The organism is Actinacidiphila sp. bgisy160 (assembly GCF_057707815.1).
In genome coordinates, this window is the sequence record NZ_JBYIQW010000028.1 from 85,476 (window position 1) to 96,745 (window position 11,270).

6 protein-coding genes and 1 pseudogene are annotated in these 11,270 nt (G+C 72.3%); 5 read left to right on the forward strand and 2 right to left on the reverse strand.

Annotated features, from left to right (window positions below):
• Positions 1–103: 103 nt before the first annotated feature.
• On the forward strand, positions 104–553 hold the full coding sequence (locus AC3EUJ_RS22175; RefSeq protein ID WP_431963961.1) for a MarR family winged helix-turn-helix transcriptional regulator: 450 nt from the start codon (positions 104–106) through the stop codon (positions 551–553).
• 93 nt (positions 554–646) lie between these two features.
• Here AC3EUJ_RS22175 and AC3EUJ_RS22180 read toward each other — a convergent pair whose 3' ends face one another.
• On the reverse strand, positions 647–2,230 hold the full coding sequence (locus AC3EUJ_RS22180) for an NADH-ubiquinone oxidoreductase-F iron-sulfur binding region domain-containing protein (RefSeq protein ID WP_431963963.1): 1,584 nt from the start codon (positions 2,228–2,230) through the stop codon (positions 647–649).
• Complete coding sequence (locus AC3EUJ_RS22185) at positions 2,227–3,390, reverse strand: ferric reductase-like transmembrane domain-containing protein (protein ID WP_431963965.1); 1,164 nt, start codon at positions 3,388–3,390, stop codon at positions 2,227–2,229. The genes AC3EUJ_RS22180 and AC3EUJ_RS22185 overlap by 4 nt, the downstream gene beginning before the upstream one ends.
• A 347-nt stretch (positions 3,391–3,737) precedes the next feature.
• Between AC3EUJ_RS22185 and AC3EUJ_RS22190 the strand changes: the two are divergent.
• The 4 genes and pseudogenes from AC3EUJ_RS22190 to AC3EUJ_RS22205 all read left to right on the forward strand — a co-directional run bounded on the left by AC3EUJ_RS22190 (position 3,738) and on the right by AC3EUJ_RS22205 (position 10,635).
• Positions 3,738–5,711: pseudogene (locus AC3EUJ_RS22190) on the forward strand (S53 family peptidase).
• Between the two features lie 249 nt (positions 5,712–5,960).
• Positions 5,961–8,816, forward strand: coding sequence for a leucine--tRNA ligase (leuS, locus tag AC3EUJ_RS22195; protein WP_431963967.1), 2,856 nt, complete (start codon positions 5,961–5,963; stop codon positions 8,814–8,816).
• 226 nt (positions 8,817–9,042) lie between these two features.
• Positions 9,043–9,687, forward strand: a complete 645-nt coding sequence (locus AC3EUJ_RS22200; protein ID WP_431963969.1) for a hypothetical protein — start codon at positions 9,043–9,045, stop codon at positions 9,685–9,687.
• A 102-nt stretch (positions 9,688–9,789) separates the two neighbouring features.
• Positions 9,790–10,635, forward strand: a complete 846-nt coding sequence (locus tag AC3EUJ_RS22205; RefSeq protein ID WP_431963970.1) for a DegV family protein — start codon at positions 9,790–9,792, stop codon at positions 10,633–10,635.
• Positions 10,636–11,270: the final 635 nt, after the last annotated feature.

Here is an 11,270-nt window from a genome sequence, read left to right on the forward strand (position 1 = left end):
TCCGGTGAGCGGGTATGACGGAACTGCTGCGGACCGGCCGTCTCGGGTAAGATGGACAGGGTCCTTACGTTCTTAGCGTGCCAAGAACGTAAGGTTCCTGTCAATGCGAGGGGAGACCTGGGTGGACGCCGACATCGATGAGCTCTGCCTGAGCTTCCTGGTGCGTCAGGCCTGGCTGAACATGCGCGGGGCCATGGACGGCGCCTTGTCGGGGCTCGGGCTGTCCGTCGCCCAGTACGCGTCCCTGCTCGTGCTGGCGGACCAGCCGGGCATCACCATCGCCGACCTGGCCCGTGCCGTCGCGAGCACCCGGCAGTCGGCCAACGAACTGCTCGCCGGGCTCGCGGACCAGGGTCTGGTCGAACGCCGGCGGCACCCCACGGACGGCCGCAGCCAGCAGGTCTTCCTGACCGACGCCGGGCGTGAGCGCCTCGAGGAGGCCCGGCCCGTGGTGCGCGAGCGCGAACGGGAGCTCGAGGCCGGGTTCAGCAACGAGGAGCGCCGGCTGGCCCGGCAGTGGCTGCGACGCATGACCGGTGACCGCGCGGAGTGAGCGCGCGGTGCCGGCCCGGCGGCCGGCACGGACGTACGAGGGGCCCGGCACCGTGGGCCGTGGGTGCCGGGCCCCTCTGCCACGCGGCCGCGGTCAGCGGCGGCCGCCCTCCTCCATGCGCAGCGCCAGTGCGGGGCAGCGGGCCACCGCGCGCTGCGCCGCCGCGTCCAGGTGCGGTGGGACGGGGGTGCCGGCGATATCGGGGTAGCCGTCCCGGTCCAGCCGTACGATCTCGGGCAGCACGCCGGCGCACAGTCCGTGGCCCTTGCACAGCGTCCAGTCCACGACCAGGCGCTTGTTGCTGGGCTGCGCGGCCGTCGCGCCCGCGGGGGCGCCGCCGCGCAGCACCGGCGGGTCGGACTTCAGCAGTGGGAGCACGCCCACCGTGGGGCGCCCGCAGCCGCCGCCGAGGACGTGGGCGGCCAGGTCGTCGGTGAAGGCGTTGATGGTGGACATCACGAAGCGCATCGAGCCGTCGGGGTGCTTGCACACCCCGCGGCCCTTCACCGCCACCGCGGTCTGCCGCAGTTGCTCCAGCGCGGCCTGCCCGCCGCCGTTGAGCACGTCCTGGAGCAGTCCGGCCATACGCGGCAGCCCGAGGCGGCACGGCCCGCACTGGCCGGCCGTCTCGGCGGCCAGCCACTGCGCGACCCGCAGCGACTCGCCCAGCGGGCACAGGCCCGGGTCCAGCGGGAGCAGGGCGCCCGCGCCCAGGGTGGCCTTGTGGGCCTCCAGGCTCTCGCGGGCGATGGTCACCATCGAGGCGACGTTGGGGTCGATCCAGTTGCCGTGGTAGCCGCCCACGAGCACGCCCTGCCCCGGGTTACCGCCGCACATCTGCAGGATGTACGACATCGGCACGCCCGTCGGGGTCTCCACGACCGTCTGCCGGGGCACCGAGCCGGAGACGGTCAGCATGGCGGTGCCGGGCTCGCCGGGGGCGCCCGCGGAGCCGAAGCGGATTGCTCCCATGCGGGCACCGATGGCCAGTTGGGTGTAGGTCTCGGTGTTGGAGAAGAGTGTCGGCAGGCCGCCGAGGCCGGATTCGCTCGCACTCACCTTCTTGCCGGGCGGCAGGGGGAGGCCGCCGTTGGCCGCCGAGATGATGCCCGAGGACTCGCCGGACACGAAGCGCTCCGGCATGCGCACGATCCGGGCCCTCAGCTGGCGGCCGCGCTTGGTGCCGAGGCCGCGTTCGGCCAGCGCGTCGCGGACGGACTGCTCGTTGGTGTCGCGGGTGACGCTGATGACGAGTTCGCGGGCGCCGAGGATCTCGGCGCACAGCAGGGCCCCGTCCAGCATGAGATGCGGGGCGCGGCGCAGGATGACCGCGTCCTTGCGGCAGGCCGGCTCGCCCTCGCAGCCGTTGACCATCACCGCGGTGGGGGAGCCGCGCCGGCGCGCGGCCTCACCGACGGCCTTGAGCTTCTTGTAGAAGGGGAAACCCGCGCCGCCGCGACCGCGCAGGCCCATCAGTTCGGCGAGGTCGAGCAGTTCGCCCTCGGTCATGCTCGGCATGGAGCCGTGGACGTTCAGGTGGGTCACCCGGTCCAGGCGCTCCACCTCGTCGAAACCCGCGGTGATCCGGGGCAGCCCGACAGTGCGCACGTCGGGGAGCACGTCACCCGCCCCCGAACGAGGGGCGGGTGACCGGTTCGGTATGGCGGGAACGCTCATCGCTGTCCTTCATAGGGTCCGGGCGTGGACTGCTGCCAGGCGATCGGCTGGAGCCGGTCGGCCCCCAGCGGGTCCGCGTCCTGCGCGCCGCCCGGCATCGGCGTACCCCACGCCGGGGTGCCGTCCCAGCCGGCCTGCTGGGCCTGCTGCTGGAGTTGCTGCTGGTACGGCACCTGCGGTTGCTGCGGGTACGTCGCCTGAGGTTCGGCCGGTAACTGCGGCAGTTGCATCGTGGCGGCCGCGGGATCCATGCCGAGGGTACGGTCAGGGGCCGGGGGAGGGACAGCCGTGTACTGCTGGGCGGTGGGGAAGTTGGGCAGCGGCGGCAGCGGTTCGCTGTAGGCGCTGGCCAGGCTGGGCCCGGTCTCCTCACGCGGCGCGGCGCGCCGTCGGCCGCCGGAACCGCCCCGGGACGCGGCCCGTTCGCCCCCGAGCTTGCGGAAGGAGGCGGAGCGTTCGCGGGTCTCGGGGAAGAGCGCCTCGCCGCGGGTCCTGCGGAGCCGGTAGATCAGGCCGATGGCGACACCCACCAGGCAGATCCCGTAGGCCACGACGATCCAGGACTTGGCCGAACGGCCGGACTGCAGGCCGTGGATCAGCGCCATGCACCAGGACGCGTACGCCGTGCTGTGCAGGATGCGCCACCGGACGGGGTGCCGGTTGGCGGCGAAGATGCTGCGCATGGCGCCCGTGGCGGCGGCGAGGATCATCAGGTAGGCGGCCAGCACGCCGAGAGCGATGAGGCCGTCCCGGCCGGTCACCCCGAGGGGGAGGAAGGCGCCGGCGGTGGTGACACGTACCTCGATGACCTTCGTCGTCACGTGCAGGATCAGGAACCCGATCGCGGCCACGCCCAGGCCACGGTGGATGCCCTGGGTGAGCAGGCGTTCGCGGGGCCCGAGGAAGAAGGTGTCGGTGGACACCAGGCCCCAGATGACGGTGCAGCTCAGGGAGACGAGGGTGAGGACGCCGGCGCCGAAGTCCAGGAACGCCCGCAGGTACGGACCCGCGGTGGCGGCGAGGACGAGCAGGGCGGCGGCGGTGCCGGCGATCGCCCAGGCGCGGGGCGACCGTGCGGCGCGAAGGGCCCCGGACAGGATGTCGCTCGCCGGTATCGGGGGGGTCCGGCGACCGTCCGGGGACTGTCGGTTGGTGCGCATGCGGCAGACGCTAACCCGTACGGGTGGTCGGATCGATCGTCTTTCGACAACCCGGGATGACGATCATTACGAACTGCTAACGTCGGTTTGTTCGGGCGCTGTTCGGGCGCTGTTCGGCAGGGATGACCGGTCCTTCAGCGGAGCGCCCGCTCTCCGGCACCATATGTCCGCATTCCGAGTCGGATTGCCGTCCCAATTGCCCTTTCGTGGGCCTTCCTTGAGTCCTTCTTGGCGCACACATGTCCCTGGCGTGAGCTGTTCACCGCGAGAGTGGCCTGGCGGTCCACGCGCGCTGCCGGTTCCGGCGCGCCGCCGCTCCGCGCGAACTTCACACAGCAGGGGGTTACATGAGCTCCACCCGCTCGAGGAAGCGGGCCGGCCTGGCCCTGGCGGCGACACTGCCGCTGGCCGCCGGTGTGCTGGCGATGGGCATACCCAGCGCCCAGGCCGACGCATCGCACGGACGTCACAACCTCGCCGGCGGCAAGCCGGCCTGGGCCACCGCAAAGGCGGACAAGGGCGCCACCGCCGACTCGGCCGAGGTCACCCTCCGGGTGTACCTCGCAGGCCGCGACGCCCAGGGCCTGGCGGCCTACGCGCAGGCGGTGTCCGACCCCGGTTCCGTCTCGTACGGCAAGTTCCTCTCGCCGAAGCGGGCCAAGGCCCGCTTCGGCGCCTCCGCGCGGCAGGTCGCGCAGACCCGGTAGTGGCTGGAGTCCTCCGGGCTGAAAATCACCGGTGCCAACGACCACTACCTGACCGTCACCGGCGAGGTCGCCGACGCGGAGAAGGCTTTCGGCACCCAGCTCCACAACTACGTAAAGGGCGCGAAGACTTACCACGCCCCGACCGGGACCGCCTCCGTCCCGGCCTCCCTGGGCGGCGCGGTGCTCACGGTCACCGGCCTGGACAACTCCCCGCGGCGCGCGCGGCACCAGGACACGCTGCCGCCGCCCGGTGCCGTCTTCAAGAACTCCGGCCCCTTCTCCACTTATTACGGGTCGAACACCGACAAGAAGCTGCCGGTCGCCTACGGCACGCACGCCCCGTACGCCGTCAAGGGCTACACGGGCAGGCAGTTGCGCGCCGCCTACGGCGCCGGCTCGTACAACGGCAAGGGCGTCACCGTCGCCATCACCGACGCGTTCGCCTCCCCGACGATCGTCGCCGACGCCCAGAAGTACGCCGCCCGCAACGGCGACGCCCCGTACAAGCGCGGCCAGCTCTCCCAGGTGCTGCCGGACGACTACCGCTACACGAGCCCCGACGAGTGCGACGCCTCCGGCTGGTACGGCGAGGAGACCCTGGACGTCGAGGCGGTGCACGCGGTCGCACCGGCCGCCGACATCACTTACGTCGGCGCCTCCTCCTGCACGGACGACGACCTGCTCGACGCGCTCGGCAAGATCGTCGACCACCGGCTCGCCGACATCGTCTCCAACTCGTGGGGCGACCTCGAGTCCAACGAGACGCCGGACATCGCCGCCGCCTACGACCGGATCTTCCAGATCGGCGCGGTCGAGGGCATCGGCTTCTACTTCTCCTCCGGCGACGCGGGCGACAACGTGGCGAACCCGCTGGGCACGGGCGCGAAGCAGGTCGACACCCCGGCGAACTCCCCCTGGGTCACCTCCGTCGGCGGCACCTCGCTCGCCGTCGGCAAGGGCGACAAGTACCAGTGGGAGACCGGCTGGGGCACCCTGAGGGCAACGCTGTCCGTGGACGGCTCCAGTTGGACGGCCTTCCCCGGCGGCTTCACCTCCGGCGCGGGCGGCGGCACCAGCAGGCTCTACGGGCAGCCCTTCTACCAGCGCGGCGTCGTCCCCGACTCGCTCGCCCTGGCAGGCGGTGGCACGGTCAAGCAGCGCGTCGAGCCGGACATCGCGGCCGTCGCCGACCCGAACACCGGCTTCCTGGTCGGCCAGACCCAAGCGTTCCCCGACGGGTCCTTCCAGTACAGCGAGTACCGCATCGGTGGCACCTCGCTCGCCGCGCCCGTCATCGCGGGCGTCCAGGCGCTGGCGCAGCAGGCCCGGCACGGCGTGCCGATCGGCTTCGCGAACCCGCTGATCTACGACCGCTACGGCACCGGCGCGTACCACGACGTGACCGACCACCCGCTGGGCCGCGGCAAGGACCTCGCGGTGGTCCGCGTGGACTACGCCAACGGCTTCGACGCGGCGGACGGGCTGCTCACCTCGCTCCGCAGCCTCGGCAAGGACAGCTCGCTGTCCGCGGTCGTCGGGTACGACGACGTGACCGGCGTCGGCACCCCGGCGCGCGGGTACGTCGACTCGTACAAGCCGCACCACCGCCGCTGAGCACGGCCGGAAACGGCAGGGACGGGCCCGTACCGGGGGGATCCTCGGTACGGGCCCTTTCCGCTCTGGGGTACCCTGACCCCATGCATGCCGTACGCCTTCTGCTTAGCAAGCCGCGCTGACCAGGATCGATGTCAGTGCGGCGCCCCTCCTGTGCGAGGGGCTTTTTCGTTTCCGCAGTTCGCAGGCAGATGTCCGTACGGCGGCCGGGCCGCAGGCCGTCATGACAGCGATGGAGTACGAAGGACGATGAGCGAGACCACCCCCGCCGCCGAGGCGGCTGCGCCCCACCGCTACACGGCCGCCCTGGCCGCCGACATCGAGAGCCGCTGGCAGGACTTCTGGGAGCAGAACCAGACCTTCGCCGCCCCGAACCCCACCGGTGACCTGGCCGGGGACGGCGAGCTGGCCAAGCCCAAGAAGTTCATCATGGACATGTTCCCGTACCCCTCGGGCGCGGGACTGCACGTCGGCCACCCCCTGGGTTACATCGCCACCGACGTCTTCGCCCGCTTCCAGCGGATGACCGGGCACAACGTGCTGCACACCCTGGGCTTCGACGCCTTCGGCCTGCCCGCCGAGCAGCACGCCGTGCAGACCGGCGAGCACCCTCGGGTCACCACCGAGGCGGCCATGAACAACATGCGGTCCCAGCTGCGCCGGCTGGGCCTGGGCCACGACAAGCGCCGGTCGTTCGCCACTATCGACCCGGACTACTACAAGTGGACCCAGTGGATCTTCCTGCAGATCTTCAACTCCTGGTACGACCCGCAGGCCGACCGCGCCCGCCCCATCGCCGAGCTGGTCGAGCAGTACGAGAAGGGTGAGCGGCCCACGCCCGACGGGCGGGCGTGGGCCGAGCTGACCCCCGCCGAGCGCGACGCCGTGCTGGGCGAGTACCGCCTGGCGTACGCCTCGGAGTCCCCGGTCAACTGGTGTCCCGGCCTGGGCACCGTGCTGGCCAACGAGGAGGTCACCGCAGACGGCCGCTCCGAGCGCGGGAACTTCCCGGTCTTCAAGGCCAAGCTGCGCCAGTGGATGATGCGCATCACCGCCTACGCGGACCGCCTGCTGGCCGACCTGGACGCGCTGGACTGGCCCGAGGCGATCAAGCTGCAGCAGCGCAACTGGATCGGCCGCTCCGAGGGCGCCAAGGTCGACTTCGCCGTCGAGGGTCACGGCGACACCCCGGTCACCGTCTTCACCACACGCCCCGACACCCTGTTCGGCGCCACCTACATGGTGCTGGCTCCCGAGCACCCGCTGGTCGACACCGTGGTGCCGGCCGCCTGGCCCGAGGGCGCCAAGGACGCCTGGACCGGCGGTGCGGCCACCCCGGCCGAGGCCGTCGCGGAGTACCGCAAGCAGGCCCAGGCCAAGTCGGACGTCGAGCGGCAGACCGAGGGCAAGAACAAGACCGGCGTCTTCAGCGGCGCGTACGCGGTGAACCCGCTGACCGGCACCCGCATCCCGGTCTTCGTCGCCGACTACGTCCTGATGGGCTACGGCACCGGCGCCATCATGGCCGTCCCCGGCCAGGACGAGCGCGACTGGGAGTTCGCCACCGTCTTCGACCTGCCCATCATCCGCACCGTCCGGCCGCCCGAGGGCTGGGAGGGCGAGGCGTACACCGGCCAGGGCCCGGCGATCAACTCCGCCAACGACGAGATCGACCTGAACGGCCTGGAGGTCGCCGACGCCAAGCGCAAGGTCATCGCGTACCTGGAGCAGCGCGGCATCGGCGAGGGCACCATCAACTACCGCCTGCGCGACTGGCTGTTCAGCCGCCAGCGGTACTGGGGCGAGCCCTTCCCGATCGTCTACGACGAGGACGGCGTCGCCCACGCCCTGCCCGAGTCGATGCTGCCGCTGGAGCTGCCAGAGGTCGAGGACTACTCGCCGCGCACCTTCGACCCGGACGACGCGGACACCGAGCCCGAGACCCCGCTGTCCCGCAACGCGTCGTGGGTCCACGTCGAGCTGGACCTGGGCGACGGCCGGGGCGTGCGCCGCTACCGCCGCGAGACCAACACCATGCCCAACTGGGCCGGTTCGTGCTGGTACGAGCTGCGCTACCTGGACCCGCACAACGACCGGAAACTGGTCGACCCCGAGATCGAGCGGTACTGGATGGGCCCGCGCGAGGGGCAGCCGCACGGCGGCGTCGACCTGTACGTCGGCGGCGCCGAGCACGCGGTGCTGCACCTGCTGTACGCGCGTTTCTGGTCCAAGGTGCTGTTCGACCTGGGCCACGTCTCGTCCGCCGAGCCGTTCCACAAGCTGTTCAACCAGGGCATGATCCAGGCCTACGTCTACCGCGACAGCCGTGGCTTCCCCGTCCCGGCGGCCGAGGCCGAGGAGAGGGACGGCGGCCACTGGTACGGCGGCGAGCAGGTCAAGCGCGAGCTGGGCAAGATGGGCAAGTCCCTGAAGAACGCCGTCACCCCGGACGAGATCGCCGCCGAGTACGGCGCGGACACCCTGCGCCTGTACGAGATGGCGATGGGCCCGCTGGACGTCTCCCGCCCCTGGGACACCCGCGCCGTCGTCGGCCAGTACCGGCTGCTGCAGCGGCTGTGGCGCAACGTCGTGGACGAGACGACCGGCGAGGTCACGGTGACCGACGCCGAGCCGGACGAGAGCACCCTGCGCGCGCTGCACAAGGCGATCGAAGGCGTCCGCCAGGACCTGGAGGGGCTGCGTTTCAACACCGCCATCGCCAAGATCACCGAGCTGAACAACCACCTGACCAAGGTGGGCGGCCCCGTGCCGCGCTCGGTGGCCGAGCCCCTGGTGCTGCTGATCGCGCCGCTGGCCCCGCACATCGCCGAGGAGCTGTGGCGACGGCTGGGCCACGACGGGTCCCTGGCGCACGAGGACCTGCCGGTGGCCGACCCGGCGTACGTGGTGGACGAGGCCGTCACCTGCGTCGTCCAGATCAAGGGCAAGATCAAGGCCCGTCTGGAGGTGCCGCCGACGATCTCCGAGGCCGACCTGGAGGCCCAGGCCCTGGCCGACCCGGCGGTCGTCGCCGCGCTGGACGGGGCGGGGGTCCGCAAGGTGATCGTGCGGGCGCCGAAGCTGGTGAACATCGTTCCCGCCTGAGGGCCTGAGGGCCTGAGGGGCTGAGCGTCTGACGGTGGCCTGCCCGCCTGGGGACGTGACGGCGGCACGGTCGTCTGGTCGCCCGGTCGGCGCACGTCGGTGTAGGGGGCGGGTAGGGGTTCTCCCGGAACCCTCGCCCGTCCCCGTCCGTTTACGGTGGGCATACAGCCGATCGAACGGATCGGGCCGGTCGGACGGACCGGGCCGACCAGGCAGAGGAGCCGCCGTGGATGTCGCCGTCGCCGTGATCCTGCTGCTCTTCGCCTCTTTCATGGCGCTCGGCGTCTTCGCCGCGGTCAAGACGGCGCGGGCGGTCAAGCGCGGGGTGGAGCGCACGGGCATCGAGGCCCGCCGCGTGGTCGAGGAGACCGGTCTCAGAGCGCGCCGCTACAGCCGGCCGGGGCCCGCCGGGAAGCTCGCCGAGTTGCGCCTTGCGCTGCGTACGTCCATCACGAGCACGGCAGAGGCGCTGGAGGGGCAGGCAAGCGTGGACCCCTCCCTGAGCGAGGCCGTCGCCCTCCTCGGCCGGCTGCGTTCCCACGCCCACGAGCTCGACGCGGAACTGAGGCTGCTGGAGCGCGAGCCCGACCGTGCCCGCATCGCCGCCCGGATCGGCGAGCTCGAGGAGCGCACGCGGCGGATCACCCATTCCGCGGACTCGCTGCGCTGGGCCGCCCAGGACCGCGCCCGCCGCTTCGCCGACGACGATCTCGCGGCGCTGGGCCGCGACATCGACCTGGAGGCCGGGGCGTTGCGGCACTGGGCGCCCGCGGCGCTCCCGGAGCCGGAACCGGAACCGCGCACTCAGCCGGGGAGGCGGCGCGAGCCGGCGTCCGAGCCCGGTGCCGGGCAGCCGCCCAAGGCGTTGTGACGGGCCGGGCGCGGCCGGGAAGGGTTCCGAGGACGTTCACCGGGGTTCACCTCGGCGGAGCCGTACTGTCGTCCGGCCTTCGGCGCGGGTAACCTCCCGCACATGTCGCCCCATGTCGCTATCGTCACCGATTCCACGGCCTACCTGCCGCAGGAGGCCCTGACCCGGCACCGGATCACCGTGGTGCCCCTGGCGGTGGTGATCGGCGACGAGGCGCTGGAAGAGGGCACCGAGGTGTCGGCGCCCGCGGTCGCCCGCGCCCTGCAGCGCCGCAAGCCCGTCACCACGTCGCGGCCGAGCCCGGCGGAATTCGCCGCCGCCTACCGCGCGGTGGCGGCGTCGGGCGCGACCGAGATCGTCTCCCTGCACCTGTCGGCCGAGTTCTCCGGCACCTACGACGCCGCGCTGCTCGCGGGGGCGGACGCACCGGTGCCGGTGCGCGTCGTGGACACCGCCATGGTCGCCATGGCCCTCGGGTTCCCGGTGCTGAGCGCCGCCGAGGCGGCGGAGGCGGGCGGTTCCGCGGATGAGATCGTGGCGGCGGCGGAGAAGCGGGCTTCGGACACCTCGGCGTACTTCTACGTGGACACCCTGGACTACCTGCGCCGGGGCGGCCGCATCGGCGCGGCGCAGGCGCTGCTCGGGTCGGCGCTGGCGGTGAAGCCGCTGCTGCAGCTGGACGAGGGCCGCATCCAGCTGCTGGAGAAGGTCCGTACGGCCTCCAAGGCGCTGGCGCGGCTCGAGGAGATCGTCGTCGAGCGGGCGGGCACCCGGCCGGTGGACATCGCCGTCCACCACCTGGCCGCCGCCGACCGCGCCTCCACCCTGGCGGAGCGGCTTCGCGCGCGGGTCCCCGGCCTCAACACCCTCATCCTCAGCGAGGTCGGCGCGGTGATCGGCGCCCACACGGGGCCCGGGTTGCTGGGGGCGGTCGTCTCCCCGCTGTGACACCTTTCGGGTGACGGGGATATCCACAACCTCTGAACAATTCACAGGACTTGAGCAAGATCATCTCTTTGGTGCCGGTCCGCCTACCGTCCCTGACATGGGATCGACCACCGCAACTCCTCGCCACCGCAGGCATCCGTCCGCATCCGCATCCGCACCCGCATCCGCATCCGCACCCGCATCCGCACCCGCATCCGGATCCGCATCCGGATCCGCATCCGCATCCGCACCCGCATCCGCATCCGGACCCGCGCCCGACCCCGGCGCGGTCCGGGCACGGGCCGCCGCGCTCTTCGCCCCTCTGCCGGCCCGCCCCGAGCCACGGGGTGGGCCGGGTGCGGCGGCGCCGGATCCACCGGAACGATCGGTCGCGCACGAACGACAGGACGCGCGCGAACGGCCCGTCGCGAACGAACGGCCGGTCGCGCCGGAACGGCCGAGCGCCCAGGATCCGCCGCGGCGCCGCGTCGCGGGCGCCTGGCACCTCGCCCTCACCGAACGCCTCCCCACCTGGTTCTCCGTGCGCTGCGGCATCGAGGCGAAGACCGCCGCCGCCCTCGCCGTCGTGCTCCTCCTCGCCCTCGCCTTCGCGGTGCACCACTTCCGCACCGGCCGGCCGCGCACCCTCGCGGTGC

Bases quoted from the DNA above. Each gene is read 5' to 3' on its own strand.
- AC3EUJ_RS22175 (WP_431963961.1), top strand. From the start codon at position 104: ATGCGAGGGGAGACCTGGGTGGACGCCGACATCGATGAGCTCTGCCTG.
- AC3EUJ_RS22180 (WP_431963963.1), bottom strand. From the start codon at position 2,230: ATGAGCGTTCCCGCCATACCGAACCGGTCACCCGCCCCTCGTTCGGGG.
- leuS (WP_431963967.1), top strand. From the start codon at position 5,961: ATGAGCGAGACCACCCCCGCCGCCGAGGCGGCTGCGCCCCACCGCTAC.
- AC3EUJ_RS22185 (WP_431963965.1), bottom strand. From the start codon at position 3,390: ATGCGCACCAACCGACAGTCCCCGGACGGTCGCCGGACCCCCCCGATA.
- AC3EUJ_RS22205 (WP_431963970.1), top strand. From the start codon at position 9,790: ATGTCGCCCCATGTCGCTATCGTCACCGATTCCACGGCCTACCTGCCG.